This is a genomic window from Curtobacterium sp. MCSS17_007 (assembly GCF_003234175.2).
Lineage (GTDB): Bacteria > Actinomycetota > Actinomycetes > Actinomycetales > Microbacteriaceae > Curtobacterium.
Window position 1 is genome coordinate 478,894 of the sequence record NZ_CP126257.1, and the last position, 17,233, is coordinate 496,126.

General features: G+C 72.0%; 15 protein-coding genes. 9 read left to right on the forward strand and 6 right to left on the reverse strand.

Features of this window, described 5'->3' with window-relative positions; translation table 11 throughout:
* The first annotated feature begins 292 nt into the window (after positions 1-292).
* Together DEJ22_RS02355 and DEJ22_RS02360 are read left to right on the forward strand one after the other, a co-directional pair.
* The gene (locus tag DEJ22_RS02355) at positions 293-916 is read left to right on the forward strand and encodes an endonuclease domain-containing protein (RefSeq protein ID WP_181430728.1); all 624 of its coding nucleotides are present in this window, start codon (positions 293-295) and stop codon (positions 914-916) included.
* 10 nt (positions 917-926) lie between these two features.
* Positions 927-1,730 carry an NAD-dependent epimerase/dehydratase family protein gene (locus tag DEJ22_RS02360; RefSeq protein ID WP_111226752.1) on the forward strand — a complete coding sequence of 268 codons (804 nt, stop codon included), beginning with the start codon at positions 927-929 and terminating at the stop codon, positions 1,728-1,730.
* Positions 1,731-1,894: 164 nt separating this feature from the next.
* Here the strand turns inward: DEJ22_RS02360 and DEJ22_RS02365 are convergent, their stop codons facing one another.
* From DEJ22_RS02365 to DEJ22_RS02375, 3 genes are read right to left on the reverse strand one after another with little or no spacing between them, the layout of a single operon-like run.
* Positions 1,895-3,964, reverse strand: coding sequence for a YhgE/Pip domain-containing protein (locus tag DEJ22_RS02365; protein ID WP_111226751.1), 2,070 nt, complete (start codon positions 3,962-3,964; stop codon positions 1,895-1,897).
* Positions 3,961-4,668 (reverse strand): hypothetical protein, encoded by a 708-nt coding sequence (locus tag DEJ22_RS02370; protein ID WP_111226750.1) that lies wholly within the window; start codon positions 4,666-4,668, stop codon positions 3,961-3,963. The genes DEJ22_RS02365 and DEJ22_RS02370 overlap by 4 nt, the downstream gene beginning before the upstream one ends.
* On the reverse strand, positions 4,665-5,321 hold the full coding sequence (locus DEJ22_RS02375) for a TetR/AcrR family transcriptional regulator (RefSeq protein ID WP_111226947.1): 657 nt from the start codon (positions 5,319-5,321) through the stop codon (positions 4,665-4,667). Before DEJ22_RS02375 ends, DEJ22_RS02370 begins: the two co-directional genes overlap by 4 nt.
* 159 nt (positions 5,322-5,480) lie before the next feature.
* On the opposite strand from DEJ22_RS02375, the gene DEJ22_RS02380 reads away from it, so the two are divergent.
* Together DEJ22_RS02380 and DEJ22_RS02385 are read left to right on the forward strand one after the other, a co-directional pair.
* Positions 5,481-9,140, forward strand: coding sequence for a S8 family peptidase (locus tag DEJ22_RS02380; RefSeq protein WP_181430727.1), 3,660 nt, complete (start codon positions 5,481-5,483; stop codon positions 9,138-9,140).
* A 134-nt stretch (positions 9,141-9,274) separates the two neighbouring features.
* On the forward strand, positions 9,275-9,445 hold the full coding sequence (locus DEJ22_RS02385) for a hypothetical protein (protein WP_153257418.1): 171 nt from the start codon (positions 9,275-9,277) through the stop codon (positions 9,443-9,445).
* Positions 9,446-9,524: 79 nt separating this feature from the next.
* On the opposite strand, the gene DEJ22_RS02390 is transcribed toward DEJ22_RS02385, so the two are convergent.
* Positions 9,525-9,698, reverse strand: a complete 174-nt coding sequence (locus DEJ22_RS02390) for an Rv0909 family putative TA system antitoxin (protein WP_111226748.1) — start codon at positions 9,696-9,698, stop codon at positions 9,525-9,527.
* Positions 9,699-9,890: 192 nt separating this feature from the next.
* On the opposite strand from DEJ22_RS02390, the gene DEJ22_RS02395 reads away from it, so the two are divergent.
* Both DEJ22_RS02395 and DEJ22_RS02400 read left to right on the forward strand, forming a co-directional pair.
* The gene (locus DEJ22_RS02395; RefSeq protein WP_058729829.1) at positions 9,891-11,186 is read left to right on the forward strand and encodes an adenylosuccinate synthase; all 1,296 of its coding nucleotides are present in this window, start codon (positions 9,891-9,893) and stop codon (positions 11,184-11,186) included.
* 2 nt (positions 11,187-11,188) lie between these two features.
* Positions 11,189-11,746, forward strand: a complete 558-nt coding sequence (locus DEJ22_RS02400) for an arsenate reductase/protein-tyrosine-phosphatase family protein (RefSeq protein ID WP_111226747.1) — start codon at positions 11,189-11,191, stop codon at positions 11,744-11,746.
* A 105-nt stretch (positions 11,747-11,851) separates the two neighbouring features.
* Here the strand turns inward: DEJ22_RS02400 and DEJ22_RS02405 are convergent, their stop codons facing one another.
* Positions 11,852-12,850, reverse strand: a complete 999-nt coding sequence (locus DEJ22_RS02405; protein WP_111226746.1) for a nuclease-related domain-containing protein — start codon at positions 12,848-12,850, stop codon at positions 11,852-11,854.
* 138 nt (positions 12,851-12,988) lie between these two features.
* Between DEJ22_RS02405 and DEJ22_RS02410 the strand changes: the two genes are divergently transcribed.
* Positions 12,989-13,933 carry a hypothetical protein gene (locus DEJ22_RS02410; RefSeq protein WP_181430726.1) on the forward strand — a complete coding sequence of 315 codons (945 nt, stop codon included), beginning with the start codon at positions 12,989-12,991 and terminating at the stop codon, positions 13,931-13,933.
* Between the two features lie 6 nt (positions 13,934-13,939).
* Here DEJ22_RS02410 and DEJ22_RS02415 read toward each other — a convergent pair whose 3' ends face one another.
* The gene (locus tag DEJ22_RS02415; RefSeq protein WP_181430725.1) at positions 13,940-14,659 is read right to left on the reverse strand and encodes a CPBP family intramembrane glutamic endopeptidase; all 720 of its coding nucleotides are present in this window, start codon (positions 14,657-14,659) and stop codon (positions 13,940-13,942) included.
* 153 nt (positions 14,660-14,812) lie between these two features.
* Between DEJ22_RS02415 and DEJ22_RS02420 the strand changes: the two genes are divergently transcribed.
* Both DEJ22_RS02420 and DEJ22_RS02425 read left to right on the forward strand, forming a co-directional pair.
* A complete protein-coding gene (locus DEJ22_RS02420) occupies positions 14,813-16,261 on the forward strand; it encodes a tyrosine-protein kinase domain-containing protein (protein ID WP_111226744.1) in 1,449 nt (482 codons plus the stop codon).
* Between the two features lie 53 nt (positions 16,262-16,314).
* Positions 16,315-17,223 carry a beta propeller repeat protein gene (locus DEJ22_RS02425; RefSeq protein ID WP_111226743.1) on the forward strand — a complete coding sequence of 303 codons (909 nt, stop codon included), beginning with the start codon at positions 16,315-16,317 and terminating at the stop codon, positions 17,221-17,223.
* Positions 17,224-17,233 lie beyond the last annotated feature (10 nt).

The window sequence follows — 17,233 nt, forward strand, 5'->3', positions numbered from 1 at the left end:
GAATCCTCGGAGCATGCGACCACGACCACTGCCGAAGAGCTTGTCCGCCCGGAGCTTCGACGTCCGCGCTGCAGACCGTCAAGCCGTGCACCGCGAGCGTCTCCGTCGGTCCGACCTGGTCCGACCCACGCGGTCGATCCGCTGGCACCGGGATCGTCTGCCGACCGGGATCGATCGCATCCGTGCCTTCCGGCCCGTGCTCGGTCCCAGGCAGTTCATCAGCCATGTCTCCGCGGCGGTGCTGTGGGGCCTCCCGCTGCCACGCGACCACCCTGGCGACGATCCGGTCCACGTGACGAGCGTCCGGCCGTCCGCGCAGATGCGGCGCGAGGGGGTCGTCGGGCACCGGACGACGGAGGACCGTGCCGTGGTCCTGACCCGATGGGGGATACGGACGAGTGCGCCGGCGACCACCTGGGTGGAGTGCGGGTCGCTGCTCGGTCTCGATGACCTCGTCGTCCTGGGCGATGCGATGCTCTCGAGCCGGGCGTGTGCGACGACGGTCGCCGCGCTCGCGTCCGCGCTCGCCCTCCGGGGGCGCTGCCCTGGCGCGCGGAACCTCCGGGTCGCGCTCGGACTGGTCCGGCGGGGGAGCGGATCGCCGCAGGAGACCCGGGCTCGCTTGGGCATCGTCCGTGCCGGGATCGCCGAGCCCGAGCTGCAGGTCGAGATCCGAGACGAACAGGGGCGGTTCGTCGGTCGTGCGGACTTCGCGTACCGACGCGAGCGCGTCATCATCGAGTACGAGGGCGACCACCACCGGACCGACCCCGCTCAGTGGGAGTCCGACCTGCGGCGCTACCGTGCCTTCGCGCGACTCGGCTGGGTGGTGCTGCGATGGAGCCGGAGCGACGTGACGACCCAGCGGGCGGCAGCGCTCGAGGAGCTGGCAGGGTTGCTGCGACGCCGGGCGTAGCGTCCGCCGCATGGCGACGCTGCTGCTGACGGGTGCTGCTGGCCGGATCGGGACCGCGCTGCGGCCGAGACTCCGTGCGGCCGGACACGAACTGGTGCTGATCGACGAACGGGAACCCGCGGACCCCGTCGCTGCGGGCGAGCGGCTCGTCATCGGCTCCGTGGCCGACAGCCGTGCGCTCGACGACGCCCTGGACGGCGTGGACACGGTGGTGCACCTCGCGGGCATCCCGACTGAGGACGACTGGGACGCCCTGGTAGCGGCGAACCTGACCGGGACGAAGAACGTGCTGGAGCGTGCGGCCGCCGCCGGCGTGCTGCGCGTGCTGCAGGCGAGCTCGATCCACGCCGTCGGCCGTGTGACGGAACCGGAGCAGGCGCCGGGGAGCATCCCGGGGGATCTCCTGCCCCGCCCAGACACCTACTACGGCGTGACGAAGGCCGCGATGGAGCTGCTCGGGAGCCTGTTCGCCGACCGCTTCGGCATGTCGATCGTGTCCGCTCGGATCGGGGCGTTCGGCGAGCGGCCGACGAGCCGTCGGGCACTGCTGATGTGGACGTCCGGCGACGACCTCGCACGCCTGGTCGAGGTGACGGTGGGGTTGCGCGAGCCCGGACACCACGTCGTCTGGGCGCTGTCGTGCAACCAGGGGAGCCCCGCCGACCTGGGTGCCGGGGAGGCCATCGGCTTCGTGCCGGTCGACGATGCCGCGACCGTACTCGACGAGGACGAACGATCGGCGCTGCCCGACGAGGACATGCGCTTCCTCGGGGGTGCGCTCGCCGACGCCCCGCTCGGCCAGCGGTCGGCCTGACGCGCCTGCGCTCTCGTCCGGGGCGCATCGATGGAGCAGAAGACGTCGGTTGCGTGCTCGCGACCCGACGTCTTCTGCTCCATGAACGCCTCGTGACGCCCACGCCCACGCCCACGCCCACGCCGCACGCCGCGCGCCCACGCCGGCGCCGAGCGTCGCGCGGGCTACCCGATCAGGCTCGGCCGCAGGTCGCGCAGCGTCCGCGAGCGGGTCTGCCGCGCGGTGACGACGGTCGACACGAGCAGCGCGCCGAGCAGCCAGCACGCGAGCACCCCCGCGTCCGACCACACCGCCCCGAACGAGCCGCCGTACATCGTCTGCCGCAGCGCGTCGACCGAGTACGTCATCGGCAGCGCGAAGTGCAGCGCGGCCAACGGCCCCGGCAGCGTCTGCCACGGGAAGGTCCCGCCGGCGGTGACGAGCTGCACGAGCATGAGCACCAGGCCGAGGAACTGCCCGACGGACCCGAGCAGCACGTTGAGCGCCATGATGATCGCCGCGAAGGTGGCCGACGCGAGGACCATGACACCGACCGTCGCTCCGGCGTGCACGACGTCGAGGTCGAGCGCGAACCGCACGATCAGGAACAGCGCCGCCATCTGCACGACCCCGAGCAGCGCCGGCGTCAGCCAGCCGCCGAGCACCACCGACAGCGGCTTCCGCACCGCGGTGATGGCCCGCTTCGAGATCGGCTTGAGGATGAGGAACAGCGCGTACATGCCGATCCACGCCGCGAGCGAGATGAAGAACGGTGCGAGTCCGGCGCCGTAGTTCGACGCCGCGGCCACGTTGTCGTCGCCGACCTTCACCGGGTCGGAGATGACCGACGCCTGGTCGTTCCGCTGTGCCGCCGTGGAGGCCGGGATCTTCGTGCGGCCCTGGTCGAGCTTCGCGGCGAGCTCCTTCGAGCCGTCCTCGAGCTGGTCCACCCCGGACGAGAGCTGCGCGGCACCCGACGCCGCCGACGCCGCACCGTCCGCGAGCGACGCCGCGCCGGACGACAGGGTGGGTGCGGCAGCAGCGAGCTTCGACGTGCCCGCGGCGACCTGCGACGAGCCCGACGCCAGCTGCGACGCACCGCTCGACGCCGACGCGATGCCGTCGGCCAGCTGCGGGGACGCCGAGGCGAGCGCGGAGGTCCCGGCAGCGACCTGCGCGGAGCCGTCACGGAGCTGGTCGACGGCCGACTTCGTCGCCGCGTAGGTCTGCTTGGCCGAGGCGCCGGCACCGTTCACGTCGCCGACGGCCTTCGTGATGGCGTCCCGCTGCTCCTGCGTGAGCGTCGCGCCCTCGGGCAGGTTCGCGGTGATCTGGGCGAGCACCGTGGCGGCGTCGATCGGCTGGACCGCGTCGACGTCGTCGCTGTACGAGTCGACCTCGTCGGCGAGCGCGGCGTTCCCCGCCGCCACCTGCTGCGCGCCGTCGTTCAGCTGCGCGGTCTGGGCCGGCAGCGACGCGGTCTGCTGCTGTGCGGACTGCAGCCCCGACGCCAGGGTCGAGGCCCCGGACGCGACCTGCTGCGCGCCGCTGTCGAGCTGCGCGGTCTGCGACGGCAGCGCGGCGGTGCCGGACGCGAGCTGCGAGGCGCCGGCCGACAGTTCCGAGGTGCCGGAGGCGAGCGAGGACGCCCCGTCGGCTGCCTGGGTCGCCCCCGACGCGAGCTGCCCGGCACCGTCGACGGCGTCGCCGAGGCTGTCCCGCACGTCGGCGAGCCCGACGAGCAGCGTCTTCGCGGCCTGCTTGCCGACCCGCTCGGCGACGGCCGTGCGCATGGTCTTGCCCGCCTGCTCCGCGATGGTGGAGGCCAGGTACGAGTTGGTGTCCGCCGTGGTCATCACGAGCTCGGCCCGCTTCGGGTCGTCCCCCTGCGCCGACACCAGGGACTCGGAGAAGTCGTGCGGGATGGTCACGACGAAGTCGTACGTGCCGTTCCGCACGCCGGAGCGCGCGTCGGCCGCGGTCGTCTCGGTCCACTTGAAGTCGGCGCCGTCGATCGCCTCCTTCGTGACGTCCTTGCCGTAGTCGACCCGGTCGCCGTCGAGCGTCGCGCCGGCGTCCTGGTCGACGATCGCGGCCGGGATCTGGTCGAGCTTGGCGTAGGGGTCGCGGTTCGCCCAGAGGTACGCGCCACCGTAGAGCAGCGGCACCACCATGAGGGCGACGAACGCCAGCCGGGCGAGCGGCGTGGCGGTGAGGCGCGCCAGTTCGGCGCGGATGAGCGAGGGGATGGTCACGCGGGTGCCTCCGTCGGGACGGTTGCGGGAGATTCGGGGTCGGACGGGAGGACCTGGTCGCCTCGTCCGGTCCGGGTCGCGTCGTCGGGACCCTCGGTGTGGATGGTGTCGAGCAGCTGCTCGACGGTGGTCGCGGCCGCCTTCGAGGTCACGAGGACGACGGTCACGCCGCGGCGGGCGACGTCGCGCACCACCGCGAACCAGTCGGCCACGGCGCCCCCGTGTCGCTCGGGCGTGGTGAGCACGATGCCCGTGACGCCGTCCCGCAGCAGCGCGAGTTCCACGAGCAGCCGCACCCGCACGTCGGTCGGGACCCGCTGCACGTGCGTGTCGGCGTAGTCCCGCATCCCGAGCTCGTCGAGCACGGTGTCGACGTGGTCGCGCGAGGGCCGCTGCCCGGCGAACGCGAGCTCCTCGCGCACGATCTTCCGGAGCGTCATGACGGGGAACGGCTCGGCGACCCCGGGGGTGTCCACGAGCGCGAAGGTGCGGCGCACGGCGTCGGCGTCCTCGTGCCCGTCGAGCAGCACTCGTCCGGTCTCGGGCCGCATCCGTCCGCCGGCGACGAGGGACGCGAGCACCGGCGCCTGCTCGGTCTCGACGGCGACGACCCCGGGGTGACCGGGAGCGGCGACCGCGGAGACGACGGGCAGCGCGGCGCCGGGCTCGTCGCCGATGCCGACGTGGTCGAGTTCGAGCGTCATGCGCGGGTCTCCTGCTCGGTCTGCGGGGTGGGTGCGGCGGGTTCGGACAGCAGCGCGGTGCGCCAGTCGATGCCGGCGGTGCCGAGGGCCGACAGCACCACCATGCGCCGTCCGGCCTCGTCGCTCGTCCCGGAACGGGTCGCCTCGTCGAGGACGGCGATGCACGCTGCCTCGACCAGGCGGGCGAGTGTGTCGGCGCCGACGTCGTCGCGCATGGAGCCCTCGTCGATGCCGAGCGCGCACGCGGTCCGGACCTGGGCCCGCAGCGGCGCGAAGACCTCGGCCACGGACTCGGCGAACGGGCTGCGCAGGGCGACCCGGGCCATCGAGCGCACGTGCGAGACCTCGGACCAGAGCGTCACCGCGATCGCCGCGAGCCGTGCGGCCGGGGGCAGGTCGGCGAGCTCGGACGACGACGGCATCGCGCCGGCGATGCGGGCGGCGCCGCCGGTCACGACCTCGCGCACCAGGTCGTCGCGGGAGGGGAAGTGTCCGTAGACCGCACGGCGGGACAGGCCTGCGGCGGACGCGATGGTCTCGAGCGAGGCGTCGGGGTCCTGCTGCAGGACGCTCCGGGCCGCCTCGATCAGGGCAGCGCGGTTCTCCGTCGCGTCCCGCCGGGGTGCGCGTCCGGGCTGGTCGGTGCTGGTCACGGTGCCCATCGTAATAACGTGCACACCCCTGTGCAACTTAATAGGTGCCGTACCCCCGGACGAGGGCCAGTCCCCCGAAGTGCGGACTGTTCCACCTGTGAACGAACGCATAACTTCACAAGAATTCCCACCACGGACAGAGCCCGAGGAGTGCGCCCTGTGACACGTGCAACACCGAACCGTGCAGTACCCGAGCAACCACCCATCCCGGAACGCACCACGCGGTCACGCGTCGCGCGCATCCTGACCGCGGGCATCGCGGCCGTCGCCCTGTCGTGCGGCGGTCTCGCCGTGGGTGGGGCAGCGAACGCTGCACCGAGCGGCCTCTCCGCCGCCGACCTCAAGCTCGCGGCACCGCTCCGCGACGCCAAGCCCCAGAAGACGGTCGCCGCGTTCGTGCGCACGACCGGCCAGGGCGCACTCGAGGTCGACGCGAAGGCGAAGGGCGGCGACCTGACGAAGTCGAAGACCCCGTCGTCCGCCGCCAAGGAGCGCGTGCAGGCGATCACCTCGACCGTCGACGCCGTCCGCTCCGCCGTCAAGCGCTCCGACGCGAAGGCCACGGAGCTGTACTCGACCGAGTACACCGTGCCCGGTGTCGCGGTCGTCGCCGACGTCGACGCGCTGCGCGACATCGCGAGCCGTTCGGACGTCGAGAGCATCATCCCGCTCACCCCGAAGAAGATCGTCGACCCGACCCCGGGCGACGCGTCGAAGGCCCCGAGCGGCGTCGACCCCGACCTGGTGCAGCCGGGCGCGGACGGCGTCAGCCCCAAGAACGCGGCGAGCGACATCTACACGCGCTCGCTCGACGCGTGGCAGCAGACCGGGCGCACGGGCAAGGGTGTGAACGTCGCCGTCCTCGACACCGGCCTCGACTACACGCAGGCCGACTTCGGCGGTCCGGGCACCACCGCGGCCTACCAGCAGGCCCTGGCGAGCACGAGCGCGCCGGACCCCAGCTGGTTCGACGCGAAGAAGTACCTCGGTGGCTACGACTTCGCCGGCCCCACCTACAACGCGGACTCCTCGAGCGCGGGCTACGACCCGACCCCGAAGCCGGACGCGAACCCGATCGACGGCAAGGGCGGCGACCACGGCACGCACGTCGCCGGCACCGCCGCGGGCTACGGCCTGACCGCGGACAAGCAGACGTTCCGCGGCGACTACACGAAGCTCACCAACCAGTCCGTCCAGGACATGTGGATCGGCCCCGGCACCGCGCCCGAGGCCGGCCTCTACGCCCTCAAGGTGTTCGGTGACGGCGGCGGGTCGACCGACCTGACCGGTGCCGCGCTCGACTGGGTCGGCCAGGCGCTGACCGAGGGCAAGGACATCAACGTCCTCAACCTGTCGCTCGGCTCCGACTACGGCGCACCGGACGACCCCGACAACGCGAAGATCGACGCACTCACCGCCCGCGGTGTCCTGCCCGTCATCGCCTCGGGCAACGCCGACGACTTCACCGACATCGGTGGCTCGCCGGGCAACGCCGAAGGCGCCCTGACCGTCGCCGCGAGCGCCACCGGCCAGTCGCTGTTCGACGGCGTCAAGGCCACCGCGCCGTCCGACGTCGCGGGCACCTACCGCGCCCAGTACTCGCAGAACTACCAGGGCACGCTGCCGGTCGAGGGCGACGTCGTCGTGCCGACCACGAACATCGACGGCTGCCAGGCGTTCAGTGCCGACGAGGCCGCCAAGGTGAAGGGCAAGGTCGTCTGGCTGAAGTGGACGGACGGGGCGCTCGAGTGCGGCTCCGGCGTGCGCTTCACCAACGTCCAGGCCGCCGGCGGTGTCGGCGTCCTGCTCGCCGGCACCGTGACGAGCTTCGACTCCGGCATCGGGGGGAACGCGACCATCCCGGGTGCCGAGCTGACCTCGGACAGTGTGACGAGCCTCCAGGCCGCCGCGCAGGCCGGGACGCTGCACGTGCAGTTCGCACAGGAGCTCAAGGGCTTCCAGCTGGCGACCGACCAGGCGAACGTGAACACGCTCGCGCCGTTCACCAGCCGTGGCGTGCACGGCTCGTTCGACGACATCGTCAAGCCGGACGTCGCCGGCCCCGGGGTCAACGTGATCTCCGCGGCCAACGGCACCGGTGACGGCCGCATGTCGATGAGCGGCACCTCGATGGCGACCCCGCACGTGGCCGGCATCGTCGCGCTGACCTTCCAGTCGCACCCGTCGTGGACGGCCCCGCAGGTGAAGGCCGCCGTGATGAACACCGCGACGCACGACGTGCGTCAGGGTGACCGGGACGCCACGCTGCTCCGCCAGGGCACCGGCCGCGTCGACGCGCTGCAGGCGGTCACCGCCGGCACCACGGTGCGCAGCATCGAGAACGACCAGCTCGTCACCGCCTCGTACGGTGTCGTCGAGGTCAGCGGCAAGACCAGCGAGTCGCGCACCCTGCAGATCCAGAACACCGACGGCCGCCCGCACACGTACGACGTGGCGTACCAGGCCCAGGTGGACCAGCCGGGCGTCGCGTTCTCGCTGAGCACGAAGCGGGTCACCGCTCCGGCGCACGGCACCGCGACCGTCAAGCTGACGTTCACGATCGCCGACCCGACGCAGCTGCGTCGCGTCATCGACCCCACGCAGGAGTCGGTGCAGTCCGGCTACCAGCGCGAGTTCGTCGCCGCCGAGTCGGGCGTCGTGTCCTTCACGCCGACCGACAAGCAGCTGAACCCGATGCGCCTCGGCGCGTACGTCGCGCCGAAGCCGGTCAGCGCCGTGCACGGCAAGGACATCGCGTTCTCGGGCTCGACCACGACCGCGGAGCTCGCGCTCACCGGCCGCTCGGTCGACCAGGGCGACGCGGTCACCGGGTACCACTCGGTCGTCGCACCGTTCGTGCTCGGCGGGACCGACCCGCAGGAGCCCCTGCCCGCCGGTTCGGCGCAGCAGTCCCTGCAGGCAGCCGACGTCCGGGCCTACGGCGCGAACTACGACACGGCCTCGGACACGCTCGCCTTCGGCGTCCAGACCGCCGGTGCCGACGCGAACCCCGGCGCAGTGACCAACGTCGAGGTCCTCATCGACACGAACCACGACGGTGAGCCGGACTACCTGGTCTACGACGCCAAGTCGGCCACGATCGACGCGACGCTCGCCACCACGGTGGACCTGGCGACGGGCGAGACGGTCGACACGCAGCCGCTCAACGGCGGCACCGCGGGGCAGGACGTCAACACGTTCGACAGCGCCGTCAAGGTGCTGACGGTGTCGGCGTCGACCATCGGTGCGACCGGTCCGTTCGACTACTCGGTCCTGACCGAGTCGGCGTACGCCCCGGCCCTCGCCACCAGCGGCTCGTACGTCGTGGACGAGACCGAATCGGCCACGTACGACCCGGCGAAGCCGGCGCTCGCCTTCGCGCAGGGCACCACCACCGGTGTGCTCTTCGCGGACGAGGGCTCGCTGCAGGTCACGCGGCAGCCTGACGCCACCAACCCCCGTGTCCTGCTGCTCTACCTCGGCAACGCGGTGGGCGACCAGGCGGACGTGCTCCAGGCGGCCCAGACCGCGCCGACGCTCACCCTCCGCGAGGGCAGCGCCGTCACGATCTCGGGCACTCCGAAGGTCGGGAAGACCCTCAAGGCGAAGCCCGGCTCGTGGGACGGCAAGAAGGTGTCGTACTCGTACCAGTGGCTCCGTGACGGCGTCGCGGTGCAGGGTGCGACCGACCAGCGCTACACGCTCGGGACGACGGACGCGGGGCACCGCTTCTCCGTCCGGGTGACGGCGAAGGCGACGGGCTACCAGGACGGGACGGCGACCTCCGCCGAGACCGCGAAGGTGGCACCCCGCCGCTAGCAGCTCGCGCACGAACGCCCCGCCACCGATCGTGGCGGGGCGTTCGTCGTCCCTGGCCGTGGACAGTACGGCGCCGAGTGCGGCAAAAGGACATGTAGTTAGGCGAACTAGGCAATCGGTGCAAGAGTTGTCGCATGCGATCCCACACCTCCCTGATGCAGCTCCGGGCCAACCCGATGGAGTGGCGGCGCCGTGGGCTGACCCCGCCCGACGCACTCCAGGCCATGGTCGAGGAACGACTCGCGCAGCCGGGTCACGCCCAGCCGGTCGGCGACCCGTCGTACCAGGACTTCTTCCGCGCCTGAGCGCGGAACGTCACCGACAGACGGACGGGAGGCGCGGTGCCGGCTGGCACCGCGCCTCCCGTCGCGTTCGTGGTCCGGGCTACTGCCCGATCTTGTCGTCGGCGGCCTGCTCGGCCTTGTCGACCTGGTCGCCGTGGCCACCGCCGGTCGCCTTGTCGGCCGCATCCGCGGCCTTGCCGAGCCCGGCGTCGGTCGCCTGCTCGCCCTTGTCGCTGTCCGCGAAGTCCTTGGCCTTGTCACCGAGGTCACTCATGTGGTGCTCCCTTGCTCGTCGGATCTGACACCGACGACGGTGCGCCGACCGTGCCGGACGCGCTCCCAGGTCCGCCGTTCCGGTCGCTCTCGTCCACAGGGAGGTGGCGTGGAGGTGTCCACTCGATAGACTCGGGTGGACCACCGGCCCAGCCCGCCGGTGCGGTCCTCCGCCAACGTGAGGAGAACCTCCATGCCCGCAGCAGTCATCATCGGTGCCCAGTGGGGTGACGAGGGCAAGGGGAAGGCAACCGACCTCCTCGGGTCCCGCATCGACTACGTCGTGAAGTTCAACGGCGGCAACAACGCCGGTCACACCGTCGTCGTCGGCGGCGAGAAGTACGCGCTGCACCTGCTGCCGTCCGGCATCCTCACGCCCGGCGTCACCCCGATCATCGGCAACGGCGTCGTCGTCGACCTCGAGGTCCTGTTCCAGGAGCTCGACGCGCTCCGCGCCCGCGGTGTCGACGTCTCGAAGCTCCTGGTGTCCGCGAACGCGCACGTCATCACGCACTACCACCGCACCATCGACAAGGTGACCGAGCGGTTCCTCGGCAAGCGCCAGATCGGCACCACCGGTCGCGGCATCGGCCCGACCTACGCCGACAAGATCAACCGCGTCGGCATCCGCATCCAGGACATCTTCGACGAGAACATCCTGCGGCAGAAGGTCGAAGCCGCCCTCGACCAGAAGAACCACCTGCTCGTCAAGGTCTTCAACCGCCGCGCGATCGACGCGGACGAGGTCGTCGAGTCGCTGCTGTCCTTCGCCGAGCGCCTGCGCCCGATGGTCGCCGACACCGCGCTCGAGATCCACCGGGCACTCGAGCGTGGCGACACGGTCCTGTTCGAGGCCGGCCAGGCCACCATGCTCGACGTCGACCACGGCACCTACCCGTTCGTGACCTCGTCGTCGGCGACCGCCGGTGGCGCCGCGACCGGTTCGGGCATCGGCCCGGGCAAGCTCGAGCGCATCATCGGCATCGTCAAGGCGTACACGACCCGCGTCGGTGCTGGCCCGTTCCCGACCGAGCTGTTCGACGAGTCGGGGGAGTTCCTCCGTGCGAACGGCTTCGAGTTCGGCACCACGACCGGCCGCCCGCGTCGTTGCGGCTGGTACGACGCCCCGATCGCCCGCTACACGGCGCGCATCAACGGCGTGACCGACTTCGTGCTGACGAAGCTCGACGTGCTGACCGGCCTCGAGACCATCCCGGTCTGCGTGGCGTACGAGGTCGACGGTGAGCGTGTGGACGAGGTCCCCGTGAACCAGTCGGACTTCCACCACGCGAAGCCGATCTACGAGGAGTTCCCCGGCTGGACCGAGGACATCACCGGCGCCCGCTCGTTCGAGGACCTGCCGAAGACCGCGCAGGACTACGTGCTCGCGATCGAGGCGATGTCCGGTGCACGGATCTCGGCGATCGGTGTCGGCCCGGGCCGTGACGCGATCGTCGTCCGCCACGACCTGCTCGGCGCGGCGTCCTGACGATGCGGATCCTGTTCGTCTGCAGCGGCAACATCTGCCGCTCGCCCCTCGGCGCTCAGGTGCTCGAAGCCCGGCTCGGCCCGGACGCCCCGGCGTTCACGGTCGAGTCGGCCGGCACCATCGCCGACGACGGCGCCCTGATGGACGGGACGGCTGCCGCGCAGTCGTCCCGCCTGGGCGGGGAGCCCTCGACCCACCGCTCTCGCTACCTGACCGAGCAGATCGCCGCGTCGGCCGACCTCGTGCTCACCGCGGAACGCTCGCACCGTGCGGCCGTGGTGTCGCTCGCACCGCGGGCGGCCAAGCGGGCGTTCACGATCAAGCAGTTCGCGCGGGTGCTCGACGGGCTCGAGCCCGGTGACCTGGCTGGCATCGAGACCGCGCAGGACCTGGTCGACCGGGTCGCACGACTGCGGGGGACCGTGCCGCCGCCCGCCGACCCGGCCGATGACGACGTGGACGACCCCTACCGCCGGTCCGAGGACACGCACGTCCGGGTCGCGGACGAGATCGCTGCGGCCCTCACGCCGATCGCGGACGCCCTGCGCGCACTGCGCTGAGCCCGGACGCCCTGCGCACACTGCGCTGAGCCCGGACGACGACGCCGCGGCCACCTGACGGGTGGTCGCGGCGTCGTCTCGCGTCTGCCTGCAGTCGCTGGTGGTTCAGGCCTCCGGCAGGCGGTAGGTCCCGACGGTGATCGTGTGCGCGCCCTGACCGGCCAGCCGCCGCACGACGGCGTCGGTGCGGGCCCGGTTCGGCACGGCGTGCTTGCGTGCGAGGTCCGTGACGAGACCGCGCAGCTCGTTGTCGTTCGTCACGACGGCGGTCGTCGCCGAACGCCCGGTCGGGGTCGTGCTCGTGCTGCGGTCCTCGGCGTTGACGTACGCGGCGGCATCGCCGGAGTAGAACACGCACGAGTCGACCCACTGCGGGCCGTTGCCGTCCTCGTCCGCCAGGAACCGCTGCAGGCGACGGGCCTGCTGCCGGACCTGCCGCGTCGGGGCGTTCCCGCCGGACTGCACACGGACCTGCCACCAGTGCTCGACGTCGTCGGCGGAGTCGAGCACGCGGCGGCTGCGCACCTGGATCGCGAAGGACCCGGTCAGCGACGACTCGTCGAGCAGGTTGCGGAACGCGTGGTGCACCGCGCTCGGCTTGCGGCCGTCGAAGACGATGCCGTTCCAGCGCTTGTTCTCGATGACCAGCACGTGCCCGGACTCGAACACGAGCACGTGGTCGAGCTGGGCGGCGTAGCTGCGGTCACGGTCCCGCTCGCCCTGGGCCACCGGCACGAACACGACGTTGGTCAGCAGCGCGCCGTTGATGCCGGCAGCCTTGCAGACCTCGAGGATCGTGCGTTGCGAGGCCTCCTCCCACCGCATGCCCGTCCGGGCGAGGGCGCGACCGGCCTCGGCCTCGGCGAGGGCCTGCTGACGGGCGTCTTCAGCGCCTTCGAGCTGACGGCCGTGCTCGGCCTCGGCAGCTGCGGTCTGCTCGCGGTGTTCCCGCTCGAGGGTGCCGATGCGATGGTCGAGCCGGACCTCGGCGTCGGAGAGGGCGGCACGGCTGGAGGACTGGGTCCGCCGCAGGACGATCACCAGGACGACCACGGCGACCGCGAGCCCCCCGGCGACCAACCACGGCACGAGGTCGCTGGTCATGGGTTCACCTCACCACGGCCGGGCGCGAGACCGTCGCCGCACCCCGGCGCGTCCCGAGTCTCGGCCATCGATGTGTCCCTGGACCCACTGGCGACGACGAGCGCGAGTGCGGCGCTCCGCGATCGGTACGGTGCCGTGGTGCACCAGGGAGAACGACACAGCGCTCAGCAGGTCACCGTCGGACTCGCGGTGGGGGTCGGTGCCGCCGTCGTCGGCCTGCTCCCGTGGATCGTGACCGGGATGCGCCTCCCGCTGCAGAACCTGTGGGCGACCCCGACCACGGACCCGTCGGACATGCCGATCGCGCTGCTGCCCTTCAGCCAGTACGCCGTGACGAGCATCGCGTCACTGCTGCTCGTCGGGGGAGTCGTCGCCGGCATCGTCGTCCGGGTGCTCCGGGCCCGAGCGGTGATCGGCCGCAGTGGATCGCTCGCCGCCCTCGGCGCGCTGATCGGGCTCCAGGTCCTGGCGGTCGTGGAGACCGCGGTCGTCACGGGTGCCGGCATGCGGATGGACGGGACCCCTGGCACCGGAGCGGACGTCAGCGCCGCGCAGCTGTACGTCGTCGCGCTCACCGTCGGGTCGCTCGTCTGCGTCGGGGCAGCAGCAGTGCTGGCCGCGGTCGTCGCCCGTGCCGCGCCCGCCGGCGCACTCGCGGCGCTCGCCGTCGGCGCCGTCGCCCTCGGCGGTTGGGCGGATGCGCTCGTCGTCCCGCCGGTCTCCTCCGCCGGTGACGCCGCGGGCGCGGTCCTCGCGGTCCTGCGCTGGCTGCCGGCCGTGGCGGTCGGAGCGGCGATCGCGTGGACCGGGCTCCGCACGATCGGTCAGTGCGTCGCCGCGGTGGTCGCGCTCGCGGTGCTCTGGTCGGGTGCGGCACTCGTCACGGCGGTGTCGTACGCGCTGGGATCGCGCGTGTACCTGCCGTACCCGCTGGAGATGGTGTCGGCCGGGGCGACGGTCTTCGTGATGGCGATGGGTCCGGCTGGCGCGACCCTGGTGCCGCTGCTCGTCGCCGCCGTCATCGGCGTCGTCGGCGCGGTGGCCCTACGCGTATCGAGGCGTGGCCGCCCGGCGATCACCTGACCCGGGTCAGCGCGGCCAGGTCGCGACGACCGCCACCGCGTTGAACAGCACGTGCGCCACGATCGCGCCCCCGATGCGGTTCGTCATAGCGACCAGCGTGCCGGTCAGCAGCCCGAGCACGAACGTCGTCAGGAACACCTGCACGCCTCCGAGCGAGGTCGTCGCCGAGCCCAGGAACAGGTGCGACAGGGCGAACAGGAACGCGGTCACGAGCACCGCGAGCCAACGGGTTCGCGGCGTGAGCTCGGCGGCGAGCAGGCGCTGGAACAGGCCGCGGAAGAACAGCTCCTCGAGCACGGGGCTGACGAGCACGATGCCGACCGCCGAGACGAGCAGCAGCCCGACGTCCGGGGCGCCGAGCGACGGTGCGGGCTGCAGGCCGCTCGTCCCCGTGAACGACAGCGCCAGCACGGCGTCGAACACCCGGGTCAGGATGACGATCCCGAGCGCGAACACCAGGTCGCCGAGCTCGATGCGGAACCGGCCGAACAGGTCACGACCCGTGCGGCGGACGACCCAGGTGATCCCGAACACGAGCGGCACCCACACCGCGACGTTGCCGACGAGCACCTGCAGCACCGGCCCGGGGACGGCTCCGCGCAGCGTCAGCGTGCTCACGATCCGAGCCAGCACCACCGCCACGACGAGGGCGATCAGCAGGGCGACGAGGTCGCGTTGCCGGGCGGTCGAGGGCTCGGTGGGGGCCGCTTCCGGCTCGGAGGTCATGGGCCGAGCGTAGAGGAACCGGTGCGCGGATCGGGGAAACAGCCGAGCAGGACTCATCCGTGTGGCACTATTTGAATGCCGTCTGCTGGGACAACCCCTGCGGAACCTGTGTCGGGACCACAGGAACGGCCAGGATCGGGGAAGGCGGGCCGCGTGGAACTGCGCGACTACATCACAGTGCTGCGGAAGGGGTGGGTCCTCATCGTCGTGCTCGCCCTGGTCGGCGTCGCGGCGGCTGCAGGGTTCTCCCTGCTGAAGAAGCCGGTCTACTCCGCCTCGGCACAGGTGTTCGTCTCGACCGAGACGTCGGGCAGCGCGAGCGACCTGGCGCAGGGCAACACCTTCACGCAGCAGCGGGTGCTGACGTACTCGAACCTGGTGCAGACGCCGATCGTGCTCCTGCCGGTCATCTCGTCGCTCGGGCTCGACATGAACGCCGACCAGCTCGCGACGATGGTCTCGGCGACGGCACCGACGAGCACCACGCTCATCTCGATCACCGTGCAGGGCACGGACCCGGTGCAGGCCACCGAGATCGCCAACGCCACCTCGCAGAGCCTGACGAACGTGGTGCAGGACATCGAGGCGACCGACGCGAACGGCACGAGCACCGTCAAGCTCACCCGCGTGAAGCAGGCCGACGTGCCGCTGAAGCCGGTCAGCCCCAACGTCCCCGTGAACATCGCCCTCGGCCTGCTCGTCGGTCTGGCGCTCGGCGTCGGCATCGCGGTCCTGCGCGAGACGCTCGACAACCGCGTCCGGACCGAGCAGGACGTCGAGAAGATCAGTGAGAAGCCGGTCGTCGGCGGCATCGCCTTCGACAGCAAGGCCTCGGAGCGGCCGCTCATCGTGCAGGCCGACCCGCGCAGCCCGCGCGCCGAGTCGTTCCGCACCCTCCGGACGAACCTGCAGTTCCTCGACCTCGGCACCGGCTCGCGCACCTTCGTGATGACGTCGTCGATGCAGTCCGAGGGCAAGAGCACCACCGTCGCCAACCTGGCCATCGCGCTCGACAGCGCCGGATTCAAGGTCATCCTCATCGACGCCGACCTCCGCCGCCCCCGTGTCGGCGAGTACATGGAGGTCGACAGCGCTGCCGGCCTGACCGACGTGCTCATCGGCCGCGCCACGCTCGAGGACGTCGCACAGCCCTGGGGCCGCGGCAACCTGGTGGTCCTGCCCGCCGGCCAGATCCCGCCGAACCCGTCGGAGCTCCTCGGTTCGAAGGCCATGCAGGACCTGATCACCGCACTCGAGCAGCAGTTCGACTACGTCCTGTTCGACGCCCCGCCGCTGCTGCCCGTCACCGACGCCGCGATCCTGTCGAAGAAGGCGTCCGGCGCCATCCTCGCCGTCGCGTCGGGCAAGACCCACAAGGGCCAGCTCGCCGCCGCCGTCGCGTCGCTCGAGAACGTCGGCGCCCCGATCGCCGGTTTCGTCATCACGATGATGCCGGTCAAGGGCCCGGGCGCGTACGGCTACGGCCGCTACGGGTACGGCTACGGGTACGGCCTGGACGAGGCAGAGCCGACCCAGCCGACCACCAAGGCGCCGAAGAAGGCGCGGGGCAAGCTCGGCACGCTGCGCCGAGCCGACCGCTGAGACCGGGGGACGACATGCGTGCAGGGCGGGGGGCCCGAGGCCTCGGCAACAACGTGAAACGGAACACCCTGGTCGGCGTCGCCGTCGTGGTGGTGCTCCTCGTCGCCGTCGACGTCGTGCTCGTCGCGATGGCGCTCGCCCGCACCGCGCCGGAAGCCGTCGGCACACCCCGTCCGGTCCCCACCTTCGGGGCGTCTCCCGAAGGGACGCCGCCGGCGACCGCAACCCCCTCGCCGAGCGCCACTGCACAGGGCGAGGCAGACGGGGAGAGCCGCCGCCTGCTGTCCGCAGTGAGCGGTCTGGAGGCGTGGCGCGCCTCCAGTGCGGCCTGTTCCGCCGCGCAGGTGGTGCTGGAACACACCGTCGACGGGGGAGCGACGTGGACGCCCGTCACCCTGGGTGACGACGTGCGGGCACTGTGGGGCATGCGCGCGACCACGGACGGACTGTCGCTGCTCGAGGCCGTCGGGGACGCCTGCGAGCCGACGGAGCGCACGACCACCGATGACGGAGCGACGTGGAAGGCCGCTGCCGCCGGCGCGTCCGGTGCCGGCATCACGCCGGACGGCGTGCGCCTCGGCAGCACCACCGTCGCGAACCCGTGCCCGCAGCCGCTCGACGCGTTCCAGGGGAGCAGCACCGCCGTCGTCGTCTGTGACGGCCAGGTGGAGTGGCGGACCGGGACGGGGTCGTGGGTGGACGTGCCGCTCGGCGGTGTCCGCGGTGTCGCGGTCGACGGCAGCTCGTACACGCTCGCCCGCGTCGGGAGCCCGGAGTGCGAGGGCGTGCAGTTCGAGACCATGACGGCGATCGACGTGACGCCGGCGACGCCGACCACGCCGCTCGGGTGCAGCGACGTGCAGGCCGAGGGGCAGATCGCGATCGACCGCGCCGGCCAGGCCGTGTGGATGTGGGCGGGCGACGCGGTCGTGGTCTCCACGGACGGCGGCAAGACGTGGTGAGCCGGAGGCC

Bases quoted from the DNA above. Each gene is read 5' to 3' on its own strand.
- DEJ22_RS02360 (WP_111226752.1), top strand. From the start codon at position 927: ATGGCGACGCTGCTGCTGACGGGTGCTGCTGGCCGGATCGGGACCGCG.
- DEJ22_RS02370 (WP_111226750.1), bottom strand. From the start codon at position 4,668: ATGACGCTCGAACTCGACCACGTCGGCATCGGCGACGAGCCCGGCGCC.
- DEJ22_RS02385 (WP_153257418.1), top strand. From the start codon at position 9,275: ATGCGATCCCACACCTCCCTGATGCAGCTCCGGGCCAACCCGATGGAG.
- DEJ22_RS02390 (WP_111226748.1), bottom strand. From the start codon at position 9,698: ATGAGTGACCTCGGTGACAAGGCCAAGGACTTCGCGGACAGCGACAAG.
- DEJ22_RS02395 (WP_058729829.1), top strand. From the start codon at position 9,891: ATGCCCGCAGCAGTCATCATCGGTGCCCAGTGGGGTGACGAGGGCAAG.
- DEJ22_RS02400 (WP_111226747.1), top strand. From the start codon at position 11,189: ATGCGGATCCTGTTCGTCTGCAGCGGCAACATCTGCCGCTCGCCCCTC.
- DEJ22_RS02405 (WP_111226746.1), bottom strand. From the start codon at position 12,850: ATGACCAGCGACCTCGTGCCGTGGTTGGTCGCCGGGGGGCTCGCGGTC.
- DEJ22_RS02415 (WP_181430725.1), bottom strand. From the start codon at position 14,659: ATGACCTCCGAGCCGGAAGCGGCCCCCACCGAGCCCTCGACCGCCCGG.